Below are 23,056 nucleotides of genomic sequence, written 5' to 3'. Positions count from 1 at the left end.
CGTACGACCTTACAGACCGGTGGTGACGTCGATCCGGTGGCCCTCTTCGAGGGTCACGATCGCGCGCTTGGTGTTCGACTGCGAACCGAGATTACCGCGGAAGGCCTTGACCTTGCCCTTGCGGACCAGCGTGTTGACGCTCTTGACCTTGACGTCGAACAGCTTCTCGATCGCTTCCTTGATCTGCGGCTTGGTTGCCTTCGCGGCCACCTTGAACAGCACCTTGTTGTGCTCCGAAGCGATCGTCGCCTTTTCGGTCACGACCGGCGACAGGATCACGTCGTAGTGGCGAGGCTCGATGTTCTTCGTCATTTGAAGCGCGCCTCCAGCGCATCGATGGCGGCCTTGGTCAGAACGAGCTTCTGACGGCGCAGGATGTCATAGACGTTGATGCCCTGGATCGGCAGCACGTCCATGTTCGGGATGTTGCGGGCCGCCGCGGCAAAGCCGTTGTTGAGCTCCGCGCCATCGATGATCAGCGCGTTGGTGAGCCCCAGGCCCGAGAAGTGACCGAGCAGCGCCTTGGTCTTGGCGGTTTCCAGCGCGGCCTTCTCGATCACGACGAGATCGCCGTCCTTGGCCTTGGCCGAGAGCGCATGCTTCAGCGCCAGCGCACGGACTTTCTTCGGCAGGTCGGTGGCGTGCGAGCGCACCACCGGACCGAAGGCACGGCCACCGCCGCGGAACTGCGGCACGCGGGCCGAGCCGTGACGAGCACCGCCGGTGCCCTTCTGCTTGTACATCTTCTTGCCGGTGCGCCAGATCTCGGCGCGACCCTTGGCCTTGTGCGTGCCGGCCTGGCGCTTGTTGAGCTGCCACTGCACGCAGCGCGCGATGATGTCCTCGCGCGGCTCGAGGCCGAAAATGGCGTCGGACAGCTGGACCGAGCCTGCTTCCTTACCTTCGAGGGTGGTGACCTTCAATTCCATCTCACGCCTCCTGCGCAGCCGGAGCGGCTTCCGCGTCGCCAGCAACCTTGAACTTGCCGGGCTTCGGAGCTTCCTTCGGTAGCGGCTTCTTGACGGCGTCGCGCACGCGGATCCAGCCGCCCTTGGAGCCGGGAACGGCGCCTTCGACGAGGATCAGGCCGCGCTCGACATCGGTCTGGACGACACGAAGATTGAGCGTGGTGATGCGATCGACACCCATATGGCCGGGCATCTTCTTGTTCTTCCAGGTCTTGCCGGGGTCCTGACGGCCACCGGTCGAACCGATCGAGCGGTGCGAGATCGACACACCGTGCGTGGCGCGCAGACCGCCGAAGTTCCAGCGCTTCATACCGCCGGCAAAGCCCTTACCGACCGAGGTGCCGGTGACGTCGACGAACTGGCCGACGACGAAGTGATCGGCCTGGATCTCGGCGCCGACCGGGATCATGGCATCCGCGGTGACGCGGAATTCCTCGACCCGGCGCTTCGGCTCGACCTTGGCGACGGCGAACTGGCCGCGCTCGGCCTTGGGCATGTAAACGGTCTTGCGGCTGCCAGAACCGAGCTGGAGCGCGACGTAACCGTTCTTCTCTTCGGTGCGGTGGCCTACGACCTGGCAATTGCCGAGCTTCAGCACGGTCACGGGGATATGTTCGCCGGCCTCCGTGAAGACCCGCGTCATCCCGACCTTTTGTGCGATCACTCCGGAGCGCATCGGCTTGCTTCCTGTTCTTTCTGTCCTTGCGGACTAGCTAATCTTCGTTGTGAGCAAGACCCGGTCCGAAAACCGTTGCCCACTTTTCGGGGTCTTGCTCAGAGCTTGATCTCGACGTCGACACCGGCAGCCAGATCGAGCTTCATCAAAGCATCGACGGTCTGCGGGGTCGGATCGACGATGTCGAGCAGGCGCTTGTGAGTGCGCATCTCGAACTGTTCGCGGCTCTTCTTGTCGACGTGGGGCGAACGGTTGACGGTGAACTTCTCGATGCGGGTGGGCAGCGGAATGGGTCCGCGGACCTGCGCGCCGGTGCGCTTCGCCGTGTTCACGATCTCACGGGTCGACGTATCGAGGATACGATGGTCGAACGCCTTGAGACGGATACGAATGTTTTGGCCGTTCATTGCCGTGCTTTCTTTAGTGGGTGGCGAGTAGCGAGTAGCGAATGTCACCATTCGCTACTCGCCGTCCCTATTCTCGTAATTACTCGATGATCGAGGCGACGACGCCGGCGCCGACGGTGCGGCCGCCTTCGCGGATCGCGAACCGGAGCTTCTCTTCCATCGCGATCGGCACGATCAGATGCACTTCCATCGCGATGTTGTCGCCCGGCATCACCATCTCGGTGCCTTCCGGCAGGTGCACGACACCGGTCACGTCGGTGGTGCGGAAGTAGAACTGCGGACGGTAGTTGGTGAAGAACGGGGTGTGGCGACCGCCCTCTTCCTTGGTGAGGATGTAGGCCTCGGCCTTGAACTTGGTGTGCGGCTTGACCGAACCCGGCTTGGCCAGAACCTGACCGCGCTCGACGTCCTCACGCTTGGTACCGCGGAGCAGCGCGCCGATGTTGTCGCCGGCCTGGCCCTGATCGAGCAGCTTGCGGAACATTTCGACGCCGGTGACGGTGGTCTTCTGGGTCGCACGCAGACCGACGATCTCGATTTCCTCGCCGACCTTGACGACGCCGCGCTCGACACGGCCGGTCACGACGGTGCCGCGGCCCGAGATCGAGAACACGTCTTCAACCGGCATCAGGAACGGCTGGTCGATCGGACGCTCCGGCTGCGGGATGTACTCGTCGACGTTGCGCATCAGCTCGAGGATGGCATCGTGGCCGAGCTTCTTGTCCGAATCTTCGAGAGCGGCGAGCGCCGAACCCTTGATGATCGGGATCTTGTCGCCGGGGAATTCGTACTTCGAGAGCAACTCGCGGACTTCGAGCTCGACGAGCTCGAGCAGCTCCGGATCGTCGACCATGTCGCACTTGTTGAGGAACACGACCAGCGCGGGCACGCCGACCTGGCGGGCGAGCAGGATGTGCTCGCGGGTCTGCGGCATCGGGCCGTCAGCGGCCGACACGACCAGGATCGCACCGTCCATCTGCGCGGCGCCGGTGATCATGTTCTTGACGTAGTCGGCGTGGCCGGGGCAGTCGACGTGGGCGTAGTGGCGGTTCGTGGTTTCGTACTCGACGTGGGCGGTCGAGATGGTGATGCCGCGAGCCTTCTCTTCCGGCGCCTTGTCGATCTGATCGTACGCGGTGAACGTCGCGCCGCCGGTCTCGGCGAGGATCTTGGTGATCGCCGCGGTCAGCGACGTCTTGCCATGGTCCACGTGACCGATGGTGCCGATGTTGCAGTGCGGCTTGGTACGTTCAAACTTTGCTTTGGCCATTTGACTCTCCGTTCAATCGTCAGCTTGAGACCGACGACAATCAGGCAAACTTCTTCTGGACTTCTGCCGACACGTTGGCCGGCGCTTCTGCGTAGTGATCGAACTGCATGGTGAAGGTTGCGCGACCCTGGCTCATCGAGCGCAGATTGTTCACGTAACCGAACATGTTCATGAGCGGCACCATCGCGTTGATGACGTTGGCGTTGCCGCGCATGTCCTGCCCCTGGATCTGACCGCGCCGGGAGTTCAGGTCGCCGATGACCGAGCCGGTGTAGTCTTCCGGGGTCACCACTTCGACCTTCATGATCGGCTCGAGCAAGACGGACTTGCCCATCTGCAGCGCTTCGCGGAAGCAGGCGCGCGAGGCGATTTCGAAGGCGAGCGCCGACGAGTCGACGTCGTGATACTTGCCGTCGACAAGCTGCACCTTGACGTCGACCACAGGGAAGCCCGCGACCACGCCGGACGACAGCACGCTCTCCAGGCCCTTCTCGACGCCGGGGATGTATTCCTTCGGCACCGCGCCGCCGACGATCTTCGATTCGAACTCGTAGCCCTTGCCGGGCTCGTTCGGCTCGACGATGAACGACACCGCCGCGAACTGGCCGGTACCGCCGGTCTGCTTCTTGTGGGTGTAGCTGTGCTCGACCCGCTTGGTGACGCGCTCACGGAAGGCGACCTGCGGCGCGCCGATGTTGGCGTCGACCTTGTAGGTGCGCTTGAGGATGTCGACCTTGATGTCGAGATGGAGTTCGCCCATGCCCTTGAGGATGGTCTGGCCGGACTCGTGGTCGGTCGACACGCGGAAGGACGGATCCTCCGCAGCGAGCTTGGCCAGCGCCACGCCCAGCTTCTCCTGGTCGGCCTTGGACTTCGGCTCGATCGCGATCTCGATGACCGGCTCGGGGAATTCCATCTTCTCCAGGATCACCTGCTTGTCCGGATCGCACAGCGTGTCGCCGGTGCGCGCTTCCTTCAGGCCGGCCAGCGCGACGATGTCGCCGGCATAGGCTTCCTTGATGTCTTCGCGGTTGTTCGCATGCATCAGCAGCATGCGCCCGATCCGCTCCTTCTTCTCGCGGGTCGAGTTCACGACGCCGGTGCCGCTCTGCAGAACGCCGGAGTAAATGCGGCAGAAGGTGATGGTGCCGACGAACGGGTCGTCCATGATCTTGAACGCGAGCAGCGCCAGCGGCTCTTTGTCGTCCGCCTTGCGCACGACTTCGTTGCCCTTGTCGTCGGTGCCCTTGATCGCGGGCACGTCGAGCGGCGACGGCAGGTAGTCGACGACGGCGTCGAGCAGCGGCTGCACGCCCTTGTTCTTGAAGGCCGAGCCGCACAGCACGGGATAGAACGCGCCGGTCAGCACCGCCTTGCGGATCAGGCGCTTGAGGGTCGCCTCGTCCGGCTCCTTGCCGTCGAGATAGGCGGCCATGGCATCGTCGTCGAGCTCGACAGCGGCTTCCACCATCTTCTCGCGGTATTCCTTGGCCTGGTCGACCAGGTCTTCCGGAATGTCGACATAGTCGAACTTAGCGCCGAGCGCTTCATCGTTCCAGACGACGCCCTTCATCTTCACGAGGTCGACGAGACCCTTGAAGTTGTTCTCGGCACCGATCGGAAGCTGGATCGCGACGGGCTTGGCGCCCAGACGGTCAACGATGTCGGACAGGCACTTGAAGAAGTCCGCACCGATCTTGTCCATCTTGTTGGCGAAGACGATGCGCGGAACCTTGTACTTGTCACCCTGGCGCCAGACGGTCTCGGTCTGGGGCTCGACGCCCTGGTTCGAGTCGAGCACGCAGACGGCGCCGTCGAGCACGCGCAGCGAACGCTCGACTTCGATGGTGAAGTCGACGTGGCCGGGAGTGTCGATGATGTTCAGGCGCTTGCCGGCCCAGAAGGCGGTGGTCGCAGCCGAGGTGATCGTGATGCCACGCTCCTGCTCCTGCTCCATCCAGTCCATCGTCGCGGCACCTTCGTGCACTTCGCCGATCTTGTGGCTCTTGCCGGTGTAGTAGAGGATGCGCTCGGTCGTCGTCGTCTTGCCGGCGTCGATATGCGCCATGATACCGAAGTTGCGGTAGTCCTCGATGGCATGTTGGCGGGGCATGGGGTGTTCCTTGCGAGTCCGTTTGTTTCGCCGTTACCAGCGATAGTGCGAGAAGGCGCGGTTGGCTTCCGCCATCCGGTGCACGTCTTCACGCTTCTTGACGGCGTTCCCACGGTTGTTCGACGCATCCAGCAGCTCAGCCGAGAGCCGCTCGGTCATGGTCTTCTCGTTGCGCTCGCGCGCGGCCGAGATCAGCCAGCGGATGCCCAGCGCCTGACGGCGGGTCGAGCGAACCTCGACCGGCACCTGGTAGGTCGCGCCGCCAACGCGGCGGGAGCGAACCTCGATCGTCGGCATGACGTTCTCGAGCGCCTGCTCGAACACGCCGAGCGGGTTCTGCTTGGTCTTGGATTCGATGATGCCGAACGCACCGTAGACGATACCTTCCGCGACCGACTTCTTGCCGGCGTACATCACCGAGTTCATGAACTTCGTGACGATGATGTTCCCGAACTTCGGATCGGGAAGAACTTCGCGCTTTTCCGCTGAGTGGCGACGAGACATTGAGCTGGTTCCCGCTTACTTCGGACGCTTCGCGCCGTACTTCGAACGACGCTGCTTACGGTTCTTGACGCCCTGGGTATCCAGAACGCCGCGGAGGATGTGGTAGCGCACGCCGGGCAAGTCCTTGACGCGGCCACCGCGGATCATGACCACCGAGTGCTCCTGGAGGTTATGACCCTCGCCGGGGATGTAGCCGATCACCTCGAAGCCGTTGGTCAAGCGCACCTTGGCGACCTTACGAAGCGCCGAGTTCGGCTTCTTCGGGGTCGTGGTGTAGACGCGAGTGCAAACACCACGCTTCTGCGGCGACTGCTGCAGCGCCGGCACCTTCTTGCGCGACTTCTGCACTTCCCGCGGTTGAGCGATCAGCTGGTTGATCGTCGGCATCCTGGCCTTACCCTTTGTTCTAGCGCAGACCCTTCCGGATCCGCTTTCTTGCCGCAGCCCGTTGCCGGGACCGCAAATTCTGCTCGAGCTACCTGCCCGACGAGGCCGCCCTGCGCGGATCAATCCGCGCAAAGCGAAATTGCGCCAACCGCTCCATCAACGAGCGGAAAGCGCTTCGACGCCACAGAGGACCGCAGTAGTTAGACCGGTCAGCACAATGCCGCGGCCCGCGCACTGAGGTCATGCATCCGAGTTCGATCTCATGAGAACGTGCTCAAGAGAACTAAAATCGCACTGGCATTGCCTAGCTATGATCGACAGCGTTTGAGCGGCATTCGTCGAGGTTGGTGCCCGCCTTTACGACCCTTGTGGATCTAGTCCTTGGGGATCAAACGGGTGGCCCGTTCCGACGCTGGCGATGCTCACCGCCTGTCGTTAAGTGAGGCGCTTTCTATAAGTGAGAATCGGTCAAGTCAAGGTGAAACGACAGTCACAAAGCGCTTCAGGAGCCTGCAAAAATAGCCTCTTGGCCGCCTCCCCGCGCCTGCCTGAGATGGGGACGAAGCGCTTGGTTTGTCAGATCCGAACGAAATTATACCCGGGCGAAATGTAGTTTTATTATCAAAACTGAGGCCTTTTTCCTGCCAATGCACAAATCAGCCGGCTGGCGGCGGCTTTCCAGCTTCCCTGGCGTGCCGCGATGCCCGGTCTCGCGGGGATTTCGGCAGCACTGGTCGACCCGCGACGGGCCGATGCGTCCAAGCCAAATATCGAAAAAGTCCGCGGCTTGGCGTCGGCCGAACCCTTGCGCCAGGGAATCACTGAGTCGGTGCTGGGCCGCGCATGCTTGGGCGACGAGATATGGATCGGACACGGCGCTCCCCCCGGAGCCGAACGCCCCCAGTCATTCCTCCTCGTCGTCCTCATCACCCTCGAGGTCTTCATCCTCGTCATCATCGTCGCTGTCGTCGTCGGCGTGAGCCGCCGCGCCATGGGGCTGGTGAATCTGATCGTTCCACAGCTTGCGATAGGTGCCGTTCCTGGCGAGCAGCTCGGCATGGGAGCCGCGCTCGATCGCCTTGCCACCTGAAATCACGATGATCTCGTCCATCTCGACCACGGAGGCCAGGCGGTGGGTCGACCAGATCATGGTGCGGCCCTTGGCGACCTTCAGCAGCGTGCGGTTGATCGCGGCTTCCGTGGTCTGGTCGAGCGCCGAGGTGGCTTCGTCCAGCAGCAGCACGGATGGGTTACGGATGATCGCGCGCGCGATCGCGATGCGCTGGCGCTGGCCGCCTGAGAGCGTTTCGCCACGCTCGCCGACCGGCGTGTCATATCGCTGCGGCAGGCCCATGATGTAGCGGTGGATCTCGGCCTTCTTGGCCGCCTCCTCCACCTCTTCGTCGGTCGCGCCCTCCTTGCCGAGCCGGATGTTCTCGCGGATCGACATGTTGAACAGCATGTTCTCCTGGAACACCACCGCCATGCTCCGGCGCAGCGAATCCAGCGTCACCTTGCGGACGTCAACGCCGTCGATGGTGACGCGGCCTTCGTCCGGCACGTAGAGCCGCAGGATCAGATTGAGCAGCGTGCTCTTGCCGGAGCCCGAGGGACCGACGATGGCGATGCGCTTGCCGGCCTTGAGCTTGAGACTGAGATTGTCCAGCACCGGCGTCTGGCTACCTTCGTATTGGAACGTCACGTGGTCGAAGGTGATGTCGTTGGTGATGCGCGGCAGGTCGGGCGCGCCGGGGCGATCGGCACCGCGCGTCGGCTCGTCGAGCAGCTCCTGGATGTGCCGGATCGCAGCGGCCGAGGAGATCGACACCGGAATGAAATGCATCACATGGGCGATGTTGTAGGAGACCTCCCAGAACGCGCTCTCGAAGGTGACGAAGGTGCCGATGGTGATCTGGCCCTTGGTCGCAAGATATGCGCCGATCGCGAGCACGACCAGGTGCAGGAGCAGCACCGAGATGGTGACCGTCCGCTCCACCATGGTCGACAGGAATGCGGCCGAGGCGATCTTGTTGCGTGTCTCGTCGTTGCGGAAGGTGAAGAAGCCGAACATCTTGCGTTGCAGGCTGAACGCCTTGATCACCGCCTGGGCCGCCACGTTCTCCTGCACCATGCCGAGCAGCGCGCTCTCGTTGAGCTTCTGCTCGTAATTGGCCTGCACCGCCTTCGGGGTGAGGATGCGCGGGCCGATCAGCGTGATCGGGAACACCAGCAGCGCGACCACCGCAAGCTGCCAGTTCAGGAACACCATCAGGATGATGCCGGCGATCAGTTCCAGGAACGGCAGCGCTGCGCTGTTGGCAAAGCTCTTGACCGAGCCTTCGAAGGCCGAGAGATCGACGGAAAAGCGCGACAGGATCTCGCCGCGCTTGGTGCGGCCGAAATAGGCCGCCGGCAAATCCTGGACATGCTCGAACAGGCGTTTGCGCACGTCGGAAATGATGCAGGCAGCGAGCCGCGCGTCCCAGCGCTCGTACCAGACAGCGACAATCGAGGTGAAGATGCCGGCAGCCGCGAGCACGCCGAGGATCTTGTAGAGGGCCTGGAAGTCCTCCTCGCCGAGCGCGTCGTCGATCAGATACTTCAGGCTGAGCGGCATGATGACGTTGAACAGCGTCTCGACGCAGACGCCGAACGCGACGAATGACAACATCCGCTTGTAGTTGGTCAGATAGGGCCTGATGAACCCGACGATGGTGGCGAGCGCGCCGGCAGCCTCGCGCGCGGTAAAGACGACGAGGTCCTCGTCCTCATCGTCGTCATCGAGCTCCAGCTCGTCTTCGCCCTCCTCGTCTTCGAGTTCCGGCTTCGCGGCGGCGGCGAGCTTGTCGTCGAGCTCGGCCGCCTCTTCCGCGGCGAGCTTCTGTTTGTCGGGCGAGAGGGGCTTGGACGCCATAAAACCAACCGATGCTGACGGCCGGCATGACCGCAGAGAAAGCAGCAATAGCGGCAGCCGCTATTGCACCGATTCTATGCCATCAAGATGAATTCGGCAAAGCAATTGGCGAAGGCGCCCGACGTCTTGGGCTAGTCGTCGTCCTCGACCTTGTCGAAGAAGGAATAGCGCAAGCTGTCAGCGTCGGCGTACCACTGGCCCGGCCCCTTGCTCGCGGCGAGCGTCGCCTCCCAGAGCGCATCGGTGCAGTCCTTGCGGTGCATCGACAGATCGAAGCCGTTGCCGAAGAACAGTTCGGACCATTCCCACCAGGTACCGAGCTTCTTGACCCCGCGCAGCAGGTCGTAGCGGTCGATCAGTGCCGGCGCCATGTCCGACGTGATCGAGCCGAACACGAGGCCGGTCTTGACCACACGATGCAGCTCGCGAATCGCGCGGACCACCTGCTTCGGCGAAACGTGGCAAAGGCTGGTCTCGAACACGAAGTCGAACGCACCGTCCTTGAACGGCATGTCGGTGATCGAGCCGAGCTTGTTGTACTTCTTCAGCGCCTTCGGCGTTTTGGCGTGAATGGCGCGGTTGTTCTCGATTCCCCATGCATCGATGCCGCGATCGCGCAGCGCACCGACCAGCTCGCCGCTGGCAGAGCCCGCGACCAGCAGCTTGGCGCCCTTCGCCTCGCCCCAGACGATGCCGATCAGGCTCGTGAGATAATCGGGATCGGTGAAGTGGCGCCACGCCTCGTCATAGGGACCGAGGCCGCGATAGTTCTCGAAATAATCGCGGTCGATCTTGTCGGAGAGCGGCTTGTCCTCCTGCGCGCGCTCGCGTCGCAGGCGCATCATCTCGGTGAGGATGATGTCGGTCGCCGCGTCCGAGGAGTCGAGCAGACCGTTCAGCGTCGAGTCGAACAGGTAGTCGCCGACCACCACGATGCCGGGATGCTGCTTCGGCTCGGGCCGGTGATTGGTCATGACGTCGCGCACCGGCAGACCGCCCGGCAGCGCGTTCACCGACGACAGCCAGCGGTGGATCTTGCCTTCCATGAAATGCGAACGCGCATCGCCGAGCGATGCCGGCAGCGATTTCAGCGCCGCCTCGATCAGCTCCTGGTCCGACAGGTTGGCGAAGGCCAGCGCGTCGGAGCCGGGAATGAGCCAGTTCAAGACGCCGTGCTTGCCGACGTCGTGGCGCGCGCCCTCGTTGTAGACGCAGCAGCCGCCGAAGGCCTCCGACATGAACCAGGCGCCGGGTATCCTCTCGCCCCAGAACGGCGTGTCGAACAGGATCGAGACGCGCAAGTAGTGCGCCGGGCGGTCGAAGTACGAGACGTGCTTGACCATCGACTTGCGCAGCTGCTCGCCTTCCCAGCCGACGGTCGCGAGCCAGGAATGCGGCAGGCACATCAGCACGAGATCGAAGTCGCGCGTTTCCGGCCCCTTGCCGTTCATCATCTTGAGCTGATAACGGCCGGTCGGGGCCTTGCCGACGGTGAGCACCCGGTGATTGAGCTGGATGTCGGCGTTGACCTCCGACTGCAGGCACTCGATCAGCTGCTCGTTGCCGTTCTGGATGGAATAGAGGCCGATATAGCCGTCGACGTCCATCAGATAGTTCTTGAGCGCATTGAGGCCGTTGGTGTTGTGGCTCTCGGTCGCGATGTCCGAGCGCGCCATGACCTTGAAGAAACGCTTTGCCGTCTCGTCCTCGACCTCCTCGTCGAGCACCTGCTCGGCGGTCTTGTAGGCCCAGGGGTTCTCGTTGTCGTGCGCGCCGACGCCCTCGTAATACTCGATCGGCGACATCACCTCGGTGCAGCGCTTGCGGAACGCCTCGATCGCGGCCGCGGTCTTGGCGCCGTATTTGCGGCGCATGCCAGCGATGTCGTTGAGGAGCTCGCCGCCGAACTGCACCTGCTCGGCATCCATCGGAATGGTCTGAAGCCCGAAATGCTGGATCAGCTCGCGCAGCGGATCGGGCCCGGTCATCGAGTAGTCGTAGATCTCGGCAACGCCGGCCTCGTACATCGCGGGCGCGGAATCGAATTTGCGCGTGACGATCTTGCCGCCGAGCCGGTCGGACGCCTCGAAGATGGTGACGCGGCAGAGGTCGCCGAGCTTGCGCTTCAGATACCAAGCGCTCATCAGCCCGCCGGGGCCGCCGCCTACGATTGCGAGATCAAGCATGTGAGTTCCGTGGTCTCCGGCCCTGCCCCCGTCACGGGACCACCGGTCTAAGCTCTCCTAGCAGAAGCGCTTTTGCGGCTGAAGGAAAGATGAACAAAGGCTGATCCCGCATAGCAGCAAACACAGAAAGCAGCAAAAAGGCCGGCAAAAGCCGGCCTTTTCATTGTCCTCGGTATTCTTACGGATGAACCATCATTCAGCCGGCGGCAGCGCCATTGGCTCCGCTTCCGGCGCGGGCGATACGACGGCCGCCTGCTTCTCGCGCTCGTCCAGGATCAGCTTGTCGCGCTTCATGGCGACTTCGCGGATCTTGGCCATGGAGGCGCCGGTGCCCGCCGGGATCAGCCGGCCGACGATGACGTTCTCCTTGAGGCCTTCGAGCGGATCGATCTTGCCGTTGACCGCCGCTTCCGTGAGGACGCGGGTGGTCTCCTGGAACGAGGCCGCCGAGAAGAACGAGCGGGTCTGGAGGCTCGCCTTGGTGATGCCGAGCAGAACCGGCGTCCCCGTGGCGGGCTTCTTGCCCTCTTCCTTGGCCTTCTCGTTCAGCGCGTCGAACTCGATCTTGTCGACCTGCTCGCCGGAGATCATGTCCGTGTCGCCCTGGTCGGTGACTTCCACCTTCTGGAGCATCTGACGGACAATCACCTCGATGTGCTTGTCGTTGATGAGCACGCCCTGGAGCCGGTAGACCTCCTGGATTTCGTTGACCAGGTAAGCCGCAAGCTCCTCGATGCCCTTCACCGCAAGAATGTCGTGCGGCGCCGGGTTGCCTTCCACGATGAAGTCGCCCTTTTCGACGACGTCGCCGTCCTGAAGGTGGATGTGCTTGCCCTTCGGGATCAGGTACTCGCGCGGCTCCTCGGTCTTGTCCATCGGCTCGATCGAGATGCGACGCTTGTTCTTGTAGTCGCGTCCGAACCGGATGGTGCCCGCGATTTCGGCGATGATCGCCGCATCCTTCGGACGCCGTGCCTCGAACAGTTCCGCCACCCGCGGCAGACCGCCGGTGATGTCACGCGTCTTGGCGCTTTCGGTCGAGACACGGGCGAGGATGTCGCCCGGATTGACCTTGGCTCCGACGTCGACCGAGAGAATGGCGTCGACCGACAGCATGTAGCGGGCATCGCCGCCACGGGGGAGCTTGAGCACCTTGCCGTCCTTGCCCTTGACCACGATGGCCGGACGCAGGTCCGAGCCGCCGCGGGTCGAGCGCCAGTCGATAACCACGCGCTTGGCGATACCGGTGGCCTCGTCGAGCGTTTCCGAGATCGATTGCCCCTCGACCAGATCCTCGAAGCCGATCGTACCTTCGACTTCGGTGAGGAGCGGACGGGTATAGGGATCCCACTCGACGACGCGCTGGCCGCGCTTAACCATATCGCCTTCGTCCACGTGCAGGCGCGAGCCGTACTGGACACGGTGCGTCGCACGCTCGGTGCCGTCGGCATCGACGATCGCCACCACCATGTTGCGCACCATCGCGATCAGATGACCTTCGCTGTTGCGGGCGATGGCCTTGTTCCTGATCACGATCTTGCCGTCGAAGTTGGCTTCGACGAAGGACTGCTCGTTGAGCTGCGCCGCACCGCCGATGTGGAAGGTGCGCATGGTGAGCTGGGTGCCCGGCTCGCCGATCGACTGCGCCGCGATGACGCCGACCGCTTCGCCGTGGTTGACCGGCGTGCCGCGGGCGAGGTCGCGGCCGTAGCACTTGCCGCAGATGCCGTTGACGAGCTCGCAGGTCAGTGCCGAGCGGATCTTAACCTCCTGCACGCCACCCTGCTGGATGGCGTCCAGATGGCTCTCTTCCATCAGCGTGTCGCGCTTGATGATCACCTTGCCCGAGCTGTCACGCACGTCTTCGCAGGCCGTGCGTCCGAGGATGCGCGAACCAAGCGAAGCAACGACGGTGCCGGCATCGACGATGGCGCGCATCTTGATGCCGAGCTTGGTGCCGCAGTCGCTCTGCGTGATGATGCAGTCCTGCGCCACGTCGACGAGACGACGGGTCAGGTAGCCGGAGTTCGCGGTCTTCAACGCGGTGTCCGCGAGGCCCTTGCGGGCGCCGTGGGTCGAGTTGAAGTACTCGAGCACCGAGAGGCCTTCCTTGAAGTTCGAGATGATCGGCGTCTCGATGATCTCACCCGACGGCTTGGCCATCAGGCCGCGCATGCCGGCGAGCTGGCGCATCTGGGCCGGCGAACCGCGGGCACCGGAGTGAGCCATCATGTAGATCGAGTTGATGTCGGCGTCGGCTCCGCTCGCCGTCTTCTTAGTGGCGGAGATCTCCTTCATCATCGCCTTGGCGATTTCTTCCGTGGCCTTCGACCAGGCGTCGACGACCTTGTTGTACTTCTCGCCATGCGTGATCAGACCGTCGTTGTACTGCTGTTCGAAATCCTTCGCCAGCGTACGGGTGGTATCGACGATCTTCCACTTGCCGTGCGGCACGACCATGTCGTCCTTGCCGAACGAGATGCCGGCCTTGAACGCGTTGTAGAAGCCGAGCGCCATGATGCGGTCGCAGAAGATCACCGTCTCCTTCTGGCCGCAATGACGGTAGACCTGGTCGATCACGCCCGAGATCTCGCGCTTGGTCATCAGCTTGTTGATGATCTCGTACGAAATCCGCGGGTTCTTCGGCAGCAGATTGCCCAGCATGACGCGGCCGGCGGTGGTCTCGATCCAGCGCTTGGAGACCTTGCCGGTCTCGTCCATGCCTTCCCACCGGTACTTGATCTTGGTGTGGAGGTGGATGACCTTCGCGTGCAGCGCGTGCTCGAGCTCGGCCATGTCGCCGAACACCTTGCCCTCACCGGGCAGGCCTTCACGCATGATCGAGACGTAGTACAGACCCAGCACGATGTCCTGCGACGGCACGATGATCGGCTGACCGTTCGCCGGATGCAGGATGTTGTTGGTCGACATCATCAGCACGCGCGCTTCCAGCTGCGCTTCAAGCGACAGCGGAACGTGCACGGCCATCTGGTCGCCGTCGAAGTCGGCGTTGAACGCGGAGCAGACCAGCGGGTGCAGCTGGATCGCCTTGCCCTCGATCAGCACGGGCTCGAACGCCTGGATGCCGAGGCGATGCAGCGTCGGCGCGCGGTTGAGCAGCACCGGATGCTCGCGGATCACCTCATCCAGGATGTCCCAGACCTCGGGACGCTCCTTCTCGACCAGCTTCTTGGCCTGCTTCACGGTGGTGGACAGGCCCTTGGCGTCAAGCCGCGAGTAGATGAACGGCTTGAACAGTTCCAGCGCCATCTTCTTCGGCAGGCCGCATTGATGCAGACGCAGCTCGGGACCGACCACGATCACCGAACGGCCCGAATAGTCGACGCGCTTGCCGAGCAGGTTCTGACGGAAGCGGCCCTGCTTGCCCTTGAGCATGTCGGCGAGCGACTTCAGCGGGCGCTTGTTGGCGCCGGTGATGACGCGGCCGCGGCGGCCGTTGTCGAACAGCGCATCGACCGCTTCCTGAAGCATGCGCTTCTCGTTGCGGATGATGATGTCCGGCGCGCGCAGCTCCATCAGCCGCTTCAAGCGGTTGTTGCGGTTGATGACGCGGCGGTAGAGGTCGTTGAGGTCCGAGGTCGCGAAGCGGCCGCCGTCCAGCGGCACCAGCGGACGCAGGTCCGGCGGGATCACCGGGACCACGGTCATGATCATCCATTCCGGCTTGTTGCCGGAGTGGCGGAACGCTTCCACGATCTTCAGGCGCTTGGCGAGCTTCTTGTGCTTGATGTCGGAGTCGGTCTCCTGCATCTCGACGCGCAAGGAGGCCTCGAGCTTCTCCAGGTCCATGCCCTTGAGCAGCTCGCGGATCGCTTCCGCGCCGATCATGGCGGTGAAGGAATCCTGGCCGTACTCGTCCTGCGCCTTCAGATACTCGTCTTCAGACAGGAGCTGACGGTCCTTCAGCGCGGTGAGGCCCGGCTCCAGCACGACGTAGTATTCGAAATAGAGGATCCGCTCGAGATCCTTCAGCGTCATGTCCAGCAGGAGGCCGATGCGCGAGGGCAGCGACTTCAGGAACCAGATGTGGGCGACGGGGGCTGCGAGCTCGATATGGCCCATGCGCTCGCGCCGGACGCGCGACAGCGTGACCTCGACCGAGCACTTCTCGCAGATGATGCCCTTGTACTTCATGCGCTTGTACTTGCCGCACAAGCACTCGTAGTCCTTGATCGGCCCGAAGATGCGGGCGCAGAACAGCCCGTCGCGCTCGGGCTTGAAGGTACGGTAGTTGATGGTCTCCGGCTTCTTGATCTCGCCGTAGGACCAGGACAGAATCTTTTCTGGAGACGCGATCGAGATCCGGATCTGGTCGAAGACCTGAGCCGGCGTCGTCGGATTGAAGAGATTCATAATTTCTTGGTTCATCGTCTTCTCCTCGCGTGCCGGTCGCCTCCGGCCGCAAATTCGAAAATCACTTAGCGGGGCGCCCTGCCCCTCAAGGCCTCAGGCCGGGCGCCAACGCCCGGCCGCGAAGGCCGGGCATGACAGGTCGAATTACTCGGCCGCTTCCGACGTCGGCGCCGGTCCCATCTTGGAGTTGTGCAGGTCGACGTTGAGGCCGAGCGAGCGCATTTCCTTGACCAGCACGTTGAAGGATTCCGGAATACCGGCCTCGAACGTGTCGTCGCCGCGCACGATCGCCTCGTACACCTTGGTGCGGCCGGCGACGTCGTCCGACTTCACCGTCAGCATCTCCTGGAGCGTGTACGCCGCGCCATAAGCCTCGAGCGCCCACACCTCCATTTCGCCGAAGCGCTGGCCGCCGAACTGCGCCTTGCCGCCCAGCGGCTGCTGGGTGACGAGCGAGTACGGACCGATCGAACGCGCGTGGATCTTGTCGTCGACGAGATGGTGCAGCTTGAGCATGTAGATGTAGCCCACCGTCACCTTGCGATCGAACGGATCGCCGGTGCGGCCGTCATAGACGGTCGACTGACCCGAAGCGTCGAGACCGGCGAGCTTCAGCATCTCCTCGATGTCGGCTTCCTTGGCGCCGTCGAACACCGGTGTCGCGATCGGCACGCCGCGGCTCAAGTTGTGGCCGAGCTCGATCAGTTCGTTGTCGTTGAGCGACTTGATCGTCTCGTCCTCGCCGTAGACCTTCTTCAAGGTTTCCTTCAGCGGCTTGATGTCCTGCTTCGACAGGTACGCATCGACCGTCTGGCCGATACGCTTGCCGAGGCCGGCGCAGGCCCAGCCGAGATGGGTCTCGAGGATCTGTCCGACGTTCATGCGCGAGGGCACGCCCAGCGGATTGAGCACGATGTCGGCATGCGTGCCGTCTTCGAGGAACGGCATGTCCTCGATCGGCACGATCTTCGACACCACGCCCTTGTTGCCGTGGCGGCCGGCCATCTTGTCGCCGGGCTGGATCTTGCGCTTCACCGCGACGAAGACCTTGACCATCTTCATCACGCCGGGCGGCAACTCGTCACCGCGCTGAAGCTTCTCGACCTTGTCGAGGAAGCGCTGTTCCAGCCCCTTCTTCGACTCGTCGTACTGCTTCCGCATGGCCTCGATCTCGGCCATCAGCTTGTCGTTCGGGGAGGCGAACAGCCACCACTGCGACTTCGGGTACTCCTCGAGCACCGCACGGGTGATCTTGGTGTCCTTCTTGAAGCCCTTCGGACCGGCGATGCCCTGCCGTCCCTCGAGCAGCTCGGCAAGACGGTTGTAGACGTTGCGGTCGAGGATCGCCTGCTCGTCGTCGCGGTCCTTGGCCAGACGCTCGATCTCTTCCCGCTCGATCGCCAGCGCGCGCTCGTCCTTGTCGACGCCGTGACGGTTGAACACGCGCACTTCGACGATGGTGCCCTGCACGCCCGGAGGAACGCGCAGCGAGGTGTCGCGAACGTCGGAAGCCTTCTCGCCGAAGATGGCGCGCAGGAGCTTCTCTTCCGGCGTCATCGGGCTTTCGCCTTTCGGCGTGATCTTGCCGACCAGGATGTCGCCGGCGCGCACTTCCGCACCGATGTAGACGATACCGGCTTCGTCGAGGTTCTTCAGCGCTTCTTCCGAGACGTTCGGAATGTCGCGGGTGATTTCCTCAGGTCCGAGCTTGGTGTCGCGGGCCATCACCTCGAACTCCTCGATGTGGATCGAGGTGAAGACGTCTTCCTTCACGATCCGCTCGGAGAGCAGGATCGAGTCTTCGAAGTTGTAGCCGTTCCACGGCATGAACGCGACCAGCACGTTGCGGCCGAGCGCGAGCTCGCCGAGATCGGTCGAGGGGCCGTCGGCGATGATGTCGCCCTTCTTCACGATGTCGCCGACCTTCACCAGCGGACGCTGGTTGATGCAGGTCGACTGGTTGGAGCGCTGGTACTTCATCAGCCGGTAGATATCGACGCCCGACTTGGTCGGATCGAGATCTTCCGTGGCGCGGATGACGACGCGGGTCGCATCGATCTGGTCGATCACGCCGGAACGGCGCGCCGCGATCGCAGCACCCGAGTCACGCGCAACCACGCCTTCCATGCCGGTGCCGACGAACGGCGCCTCGGCGCGAACCAGCGGCACCGCCTGGCGCTGCATGTTCGAGCCCATCAGCGCGCGGTTGGCGTCGTCGTTCTCGAGAAACGGGATCAGCGCCGCAGCGACCGAAACGAGCTGCTTCGGCGACACGTCCATGTAGTCGACCTTATCAGGCGTCACCGGCAAGACTTCGCCGGCGTGACGGCAGACCACGAGATCTTCGGTGAAGCGGCCCTTCGGGTCGAGCGGCACGTTGGCCTGCGCGACCGTGTAGCGGCCCTCCTCCATCGCCGAGAGGTACACGACCTCGTCGGTGACGCGACCGTCCTTGACCTTGCGGTACGGCGTCTCGACGAAGCCGTACTTGTTCACGCGCGCGAAGGTCGCGAGCGAGTTGATCAGGCCGATGTTCGGACCTTCCGGCGTCTCGATCGGGCAGATGCGGCCGTAATGCGTCGGATGCACGTCGCGCACCTCGAAGCCGGCGCGCTCGCGGGTCAGACCGCCCGGTCCGAGCGCCGACAGGCGCCGCTTGTGGGTGATCTCGCTGAGCGGGTTGGTCTGGTCCATGAACTGCGAGAGCTGCGAGGAGCCGAAGAACTCGCGCACAGCCGCAGCCGCCGGCTTGGCGTTGATCAGGTCCTGCGGCATCACCGTGTCGATGTCGACCGAGGACATGCGCTCCTTGATCGCGCGCTCCATGCGCAGGAGGCCGATGCGGTACTGGTTCTCCATGAGCTCGCCGACCGAACGCACACGGCGGTTGCCGAGATGGTCGATGTCGTCGATCTCGCCCTTGCCGTCGCGCAGGTCCACCAGCGTCTTGATGACGGAGAGGATGTCTTCCTTGCGCAGCGTGCGCTGGGTATCGGGCGCATCGAGGTCGAGGCGCATGTTCATCTTGACGCGGCCGACCGCGGAAAGGTCGTAGCGCTCGGCGTCGAAGAACAGCGACTGGAACATGGCCTGCGCCGATTCCAGCGTCGGCGGCTCGCCGGGACGCATGACGCGATAGATGTCGAACAGCGCGTCCTCACGCGTCATGTTCTTGTCGGCCGACAGCGTGTTGCGGATGTAGGGACCGACATTGACGTGGTCGATGTCGAGCAGCGGCAGCTCCTTGTAGCCCTGCTCGTTGAGCGCCTTCATCAGCTTGTCGGTGATTTCCTCACCGGCTTCAGCATGGATCTCGCCGGTCTTCGGGTTGACGAGGTCCTCGGCGACGTAGTTGCCGACCAGTTCCTCATCGGCCATGCGCAGCGCCTTCAGCCCCTTCTCCTGGAGCTGGCGGGCGGCACGGACGGTGAGCTTCTTGCCGGCCTCGAGCACGACCTTGCCGGTATCGGCGTCGATCAAATCGTTGACGGTCGAGTAGCCGCGGAAGCGGTTGGCGTCGAACGGAACGCGCCAGCCTTCCTTGGTCCGCTTGTAGAGGATCTTCTTGTAGAACGTGGACAGGATCGCCTCGCCGTCGAGGCCGAGCGCGAACATCAGCGACGTCACCGGAATCTTGCGGCGACGGTCGATACGCGCATAGACGATGTCCTTGGCGTCGAACTCGATGTCGAGCCAGGAACCGCGATAGGGAATCACGCGGGCGGCGAACAGCAGCTTGCCCGAGGAATGGGTCTTGCCCTTGTCGTGGTCGAAAAACACGCCGGGCGAACGGTGCATCTGCGAGACGATGACGCGCTCGGTGCCGTTGACGATGAAGGTGCCGTTCATCGTCATGAGCGGGATGTCGCCCATGTAGACGTCCTGCTCCTTGATATCCTTCACCGACTTGGCGCCGGTTTCCTCGTCGATATCGAACACGATGAGGCGCAACGTCACCTTGAGGGGAGCCGCGAAGGTCATGCCGCGCTGGCGGCACTCGTCGACGTCGTATTTCGGCTGCTCGAACTCGTAGCGGACGAATTCCAGCATCGAGGTGCCCGAGAAGTCGGAGATCGGAAACACCGAGCGGAACACGGCCTGCAAACCCTCGTCGAGACGGCCACCCTGGGGCTCGTCGACCATCAGGAACTGGTCATAGGACGCCTTCTGAACCTCGATGAGGTTCGGCATCTCGGCGACTTCCTTGATGTGTCCGAAAAACTTGCGAACGCGTTTGCGACCGGTGAATGTCTGCTGCGCCATCGTGGCCTCTCATTTCGTCGCCCGCTCTGGGCGCGCCGTCCGGAACGCGGCTGCCACCGCTCCCCGGGTTGAATTTTTCGAACCCGTCTTGGGGGCCGGAAGCTCAGTTTCAGGCGGGAATGTCCTGAATCTGTTCTTCAGACCTTCAAAACGCAAAACGACGCGCGGGGCGCAGAAGCGCGCCCGCCCGTCACAACGATCGTCTTCACGGACTGCAAAAGCCCGAAATAGCCTGCTCTCCCAACGGCTTACAGGGAAATCCGGCATCCCTGCCCACCGCGCTTTCGTGCTGCCGACCCGATATGGGGCGACAATAATGGAGATTCGAGGGGTAAACCCTCAAATCCCCACACTTTTTCGTGTTCGGCCTGCGCCGGCACGTTCCGTCGCACGCCTTTTGCATCCGGCCCACCCCTTCGATGAGGGGCGGACCAAGATCCCGGGCGCGCCAATGCTCGCCCGAGACCTCGCCAGTAAGCTTCCGCTTACTTGAGCTCGACCTTGGCGCCAGCCTTCTCGATCTGCGCCTTGATCTTCTCGGCTTCTTCCTTGTTCACGCCTTCCTTCAGCGGCTTCGGAGCACCCTCGACGAGGTCCTTTGCTTCCTTCAGGCCGAGACCGGTGATGGCGCGGACTTCCTTGATCACCTCGATCTTCTTGTCGCCGGCGCTGGCGAGAACGACCGTGAACTCGGTCTTCTCTTCAGCCGGAGCGGCAGCGCCGCCGCCAGCAGCCGGGCCGGCCACGGCAACAGCCGCGGCAGCCGAAACGCCCCACTTCTCTTCGAGGAGCTTCGCGAGTTCGGCAGCTTCGAGCACGGTGAGGCTCGAGAGGTCGTCAACGATCTTCTGCAAGTCAGCCATTGTTCAGTTTCCTTAGGTGTAAGTCTGGTTCGGGTTTGAGTTTTGCGAAGGGCGTCAGGCCGCTTCGCCCTTTGAGGCATGAGCCTGGATGACGCGCGCGAGCTTGCCCGCGGGCGCGTTGGCGAGCTGAGCGAGCTTGGTCGCCGGGGCCACGATGAGGCCGACGATCTTGCCGCGCAGTTCGTCAAGCGACGGCAGTGAGGCAAGCGCCTTCACCCCGTCGACATTCAGGACGGTCTTGCCCATCGAGCCGCCGATGATGACGAACTTTTCGTTCGCCTTGGCGAATTCGATGGCGACCTTCGGCGCCGCTACCGGATCGTTGGAAGTCGCGATCACGGTCGGCCCCTTCAGCATGGGGCCAATGGCAACGACGTCAGTGCCTTCAAGAGCAATTTTGGCGAGACGGTTCTTCGAGACCTTCACCGAGGCGCCAGCCTGCTTCATCTGCGTGCGCAGCTTCTGCATCTGGGCAACGGTGAGGCCGGAATATTGAGCAACGATCGCGACGCCCGTGGTCTTGAAGACCTCATTGAGCTGTTCGACCGCTTCCTTTTTTGCCGCTCGTTCCACAGCAAGCTCTCTCCGGTTGGCGGTCATCGCGAGAAGCGGGACCGCCGGGTTGCACCCATCGTCCCGCCCAAACCTGAACCTCCGGGCCAAAACCCATCGGACACGCCGGGCAAGACGACAATTCAAGCCTGCCCTCCGCGAGCCCATGAGGCCCACGGCGTGTCGAGGTCCGAACCAGACCCGTTTCGCGAAGCCAGCCCCTAAAGCTGGGTGCGAAGTGAAATCCGGTCTTCACCCGTCTATGCAGGCCATGCGATTAAGCCATTGAGAAATCGAAATTCCCCCCGGGCGCCTGCAGTCTTGGACAGGACAAGGTCAGCCGGCGAACCGCCCGACCTCTGCCCGCATTCCACCAAGTGACAAGGTCCCCTTCCTTTTTCCGGGCAAATCCTTGCGGACGGCCTGGAAAGGAATGATCTCCTGTTGCGTCGGTTTTCGGAATGCGTGCACGAACGCGCCAGCCGAGGCCGGAACGTCCGGAAGCGGTTCTTTAACCGCTCGGAGCCGGCTTGCCAAGAGCAAAATTCACACCAGTTCCAATCCGTTGCCGGCTGGGCCTGAGGCGAGCCGACAAGGGCCGATTCAGGCCTTTTTGACCTCATGAGGCAGCGGCTTGCCCTCGAAGAACGCGCTGAGGTTCGCCAGGACGCAATTTTGCATAGCGACGTGCGATTCGAGGGTGTGGCCACCAATATGCGGGGCAAGCACCACATTGGGGAGCGCGGTCAGCGCATCGGGCGCGTGCGGTTCCCTTTCGTAGACGTCGAGGCCGGCGCCGGCGATGGTCTTGTCGGTAAGCGCGGCGACCAGGGCCTGCTCGTCGATCACCGAGCCGCGGGAGATGTTGACGACATAGCCGTCCGCGCCGAGACGCCTGAGGATATCGGCATTGACGACATGCTGGGTCTCGGCCCCCGCCCGGACCGCAATCATCAGGACGCCGCACCAGTCGGCCAGCGCCTCCAGCGACGGGAAATATTGATAGGGCAGATCGTATCTGGTGCGGCTGAAATAGCCGACCTCGCTCTCGAAGGCCGCGCAGCGCGCCGCGATCTTGCGGCCGATCTCGCCCATGCCGTAGACGCCGATGCGGCGGCCGGGCATGCCGGCCTGTGGCCGCATCATTGGCGAGGGTTTTGACGCCGCCCAATCGCCGCTACGGACATACTGGTCGGCAACCAGGATCCGCCGCGTCGTCGCCAGCATCAGGGTCATCGCGATGTCGGCGACGGAGGCCGCGTTGGCACCCGGACTGTGGCCGACCGCGATGTTGCGCACGGCGGCCGCCTTCAGGTCGACGCCGTCATAACCGGTGCCGTAGCAGATGATGGCGCCAAGCTTCGGAAACAGGTCCATCGCGTCGGCCCCCAGCGGCGTGCCGCCTGCGGTGAGGATCGCGCGGATGCCGCCTAGTTCATCCGCCGAAAACACCTCACGCGCGGGCTTGCCACCAGTGTCGAGCAGCTCGAACCGTTCGGCGAAGCGCACCATCATCGTCTTGGGAAAGCGGGAGTAGATCAGGACCTTGTCAGCCATCGTTCTTGTTTCCGGTGAACGC

15 protein-coding genes are annotated in these 23,056 nt (G+C 63.2%); all 15 read right to left on the bottom strand.

Annotation, left to right across the window (positions count from 1 at the left end; translation table 11 throughout):
• Positions 1 to 9: 9 nt before the first annotated feature.
• On the bottom strand, positions 10 to 312 hold the full coding sequence (locus XH85_RS19830) for a 50S ribosomal protein L23 (protein ID WP_018647244.1): 303 nt from the start codon (positions 310 to 312) through the stop codon (positions 10 to 12).
• Positions 309 to 929 carry a 50S ribosomal protein L4 gene (rplD, locus tag XH85_RS19825; RefSeq protein ID WP_091894751.1) on the bottom strand — a complete coding sequence of 207 codons (621 nt, stop codon included), beginning with the start codon at positions 927 to 929 and terminating at the stop codon, positions 309 to 311. The genes XH85_RS19830 and rplD overlap by 4 nt, the downstream gene beginning before the upstream one ends.
• A 1-nt stretch (position 930) precedes the next feature.
• Positions 931 to 1,644, bottom strand: coding sequence for a 50S ribosomal protein L3 (rplC, locus tag XH85_RS19820; RefSeq protein WP_025036993.1), 714 nt, complete (start codon positions 1,642 to 1,644; stop codon positions 931 to 933).
• 98 nt (positions 1,645 to 1,742) lie between these two features.
• Positions 1,743 to 2,051 carry a 30S ribosomal protein S10 gene (rpsJ, locus tag XH85_RS19815; RefSeq protein WP_002712302.1) on the bottom strand — a complete coding sequence of 103 codons (309 nt, stop codon included), beginning with the start codon at positions 2,049 to 2,051 and terminating at the stop codon, positions 1,743 to 1,745.
• Positions 2,052 to 2,130: 79 nt separating this feature from the next.
• On the bottom strand, positions 2,131 to 3,321 hold the full coding sequence (tuf, locus tag XH85_RS19810) for an elongation factor Tu (RefSeq protein WP_027574053.1): 1,191 nt from the start codon (positions 3,319 to 3,321) through the stop codon (positions 2,131 to 2,133).
• 40 nt (positions 3,322 to 3,361) lie between these two features.
• A complete protein-coding gene (gene fusA / locus XH85_RS19805) occupies positions 3,362 to 5,434 on the bottom strand; it encodes an elongation factor G (RefSeq protein ID WP_128933132.1) in 2,073 nt (690 codons plus the stop codon).
• Positions 5,435 to 5,467: 33 nt separating this feature from the next.
• A complete protein-coding gene (gene rpsG / locus XH85_RS19800) occupies positions 5,468 to 5,938 on the bottom strand; it encodes a 30S ribosomal protein S7 (RefSeq protein ID WP_008136420.1) in 471 nt (156 codons plus the stop codon).
• Between the two features lie 15 nt (positions 5,939 to 5,953).
• A complete protein-coding gene (gene rpsL / locus XH85_RS19795; RefSeq protein WP_007603006.1) occupies positions 5,954 to 6,325 on the bottom strand; it encodes a 30S ribosomal protein S12 in 372 nt (123 codons plus the stop codon).
• Between the two features lie 904 nt (positions 6,326 to 7,229).
• Entirely contained in the window at positions 7,230 to 9,239 is a 2,010-nt protein-coding gene (locus XH85_RS19790; protein ID WP_128933131.1) for an ABC transporter ATP-binding protein, read from the bottom strand.
• Between the two features lie 131 nt (positions 9,240 to 9,370).
• Positions 9,371 to 11,425 carry an FAD-dependent oxidoreductase gene (locus tag XH85_RS19785; protein ID WP_128933130.1) on the bottom strand — a complete coding sequence of 685 codons (2,055 nt, stop codon included), beginning with the start codon at positions 11,423 to 11,425 and terminating at the stop codon, positions 9,371 to 9,373.
• Between the two features lie 192 nt (positions 11,426 to 11,617).
• Complete coding sequence (gene rpoC / locus XH85_RS19780) at positions 11,618 to 15,814, bottom strand: DNA-directed RNA polymerase subunit beta' (protein WP_128933129.1); 4,197 nt, start codon at positions 15,812 to 15,814, stop codon at positions 11,618 to 11,620.
• A 129-nt stretch (positions 15,815 to 15,943) separates the two neighbouring features.
• On the bottom strand, positions 15,944 to 20,062 hold the full coding sequence (gene rpoB / locus XH85_RS19775; RefSeq protein ID WP_128933128.1) for a DNA-directed RNA polymerase subunit beta: 4,119 nt from the start codon (positions 20,060 to 20,062) through the stop codon (positions 15,944 to 15,946).
• A 485-nt stretch (positions 20,063 to 20,547) separates the two neighbouring features.
• Positions 20,548 to 20,925: a 50S ribosomal protein L7/L12 gene (gene rplL, locus XH85_RS19770; protein WP_091894765.1), complete on the bottom strand. Its 378-nt coding sequence runs from the start codon at positions 20,923 to 20,925 to the stop codon at positions 20,548 to 20,550.
• A gap of 54 nt (positions 20,926 to 20,979) precedes the next feature.
• Positions 20,980 to 21,498 carry a 50S ribosomal protein L10 gene (rplJ, locus tag XH85_RS19765; RefSeq protein ID WP_128933127.1) on the bottom strand — a complete coding sequence of 173 codons (519 nt, stop codon included), beginning with the start codon at positions 21,496 to 21,498 and terminating at the stop codon, positions 20,980 to 20,982.
• Positions 21,499 to 22,080: 582 nt separating this feature from the next.
• Positions 22,081 to 23,034 carry a 2-hydroxyacid dehydrogenase gene (locus tag XH85_RS19760; protein ID WP_128933126.1) on the bottom strand — a complete coding sequence of 318 codons (954 nt, stop codon included), beginning with the start codon at positions 23,032 to 23,034 and terminating at the stop codon, positions 22,081 to 22,083.
• Between the last annotated feature and the right edge of the window lie 22 nt (positions 23,035 to 23,056).

Source organism: Bradyrhizobium zhanjiangense, from assembly GCF_004114935.1.
Taxonomy (GTDB): domain Bacteria; phylum Pseudomonadota; class Alphaproteobacteria; order Rhizobiales; family Xanthobacteraceae; genus Bradyrhizobium; species Bradyrhizobium zhanjiangense.
The sequence above is the reverse complement of the archived record's forward strand: the minus strand, read 5'-3'. Positions and strand labels throughout refer to the sequence as shown.

What these genes read in the sequence shown, in the direction of transcription:
- rpoB (WP_128933128.1), bottom strand. Translation starts at nt 20,062, where the DNA reads ATGGCGCAGCAGACATTCACCGGTCGCAAACGCGTTCGCAAGTTTTTC.
- XH85_RS19760 (WP_128933126.1), bottom strand. Translation starts at nt 23,034, where the DNA reads ATGGCTGACAAGGTCCTGATCTACTCCCGCTTTCCCAAGACGATGATG.
- XH85_RS19830 (WP_018647244.1), bottom strand. Translation starts at nt 312, where the DNA reads ATGACGAAGAACATCGAGCCTCGCCACTACGACGTGATCCTGTCGCCG.
- XH85_RS19785 (WP_128933130.1), bottom strand. Translation starts at nt 11,425, where the DNA reads ATGCTTGATCTCGCAATCGTAGGCGGCGGCCCCGGCGGGCTGATGAGC.
- tuf (WP_027574053.1), bottom strand. Translation starts at nt 3,321, where the DNA reads ATGGCCAAAGCAAAGTTTGAACGTACCAAGCCGCACTGCAACATCGGC.
- rplC (WP_025036993.1), bottom strand. Translation starts at nt 1,644, where the DNA reads ATGCGCTCCGGAGTGATCGCACAAAAGGTCGGGATGACGCGGGTCTTC.
- rpsL (WP_007603006.1), bottom strand. Translation starts at nt 6,325, where the DNA reads ATGCCGACGATCAACCAGCTGATCGCTCAACCGCGGGAAGTGCAGAAG.
- rplL (WP_091894765.1), bottom strand. Translation starts at nt 20,925, where the DNA reads ATGGCTGACTTGCAGAAGATCGTTGACGACCTCTCGAGCCTCACCGTG.
- XH85_RS19790 (WP_128933131.1), bottom strand. Translation starts at nt 9,239, where the DNA reads ATGGCGTCCAAGCCCCTCTCGCCCGACAAACAGAAGCTCGCCGCGGAA.
- rpoC (WP_128933129.1), bottom strand. Translation starts at nt 15,814, where the DNA reads ATGAACCAAGAAATTATGAATCTCTTCAATCCGACGACGCCGGCTCAG.
- rpsG (WP_008136420.1), bottom strand. Translation starts at nt 5,938, where the DNA reads ATGTCTCGTCGCCACTCAGCGGAAAAGCGCGAAGTTCTTCCCGATCCG.
- fusA (WP_128933132.1), bottom strand. Translation starts at nt 5,434, where the DNA reads ATGCCCCGCCAACATGCCATCGAGGACTACCGCAACTTCGGTATCATG.
- rplD (WP_091894751.1), bottom strand. Translation starts at nt 929, where the DNA reads ATGGAATTGAAGGTCACCACCCTCGAAGGTAAGGAAGCAGGCTCGGTC.
- rpsJ (WP_002712302.1), bottom strand. Translation starts at nt 2,051, where the DNA reads ATGAACGGCCAAAACATTCGTATCCGTCTCAAGGCGTTCGACCATCGT.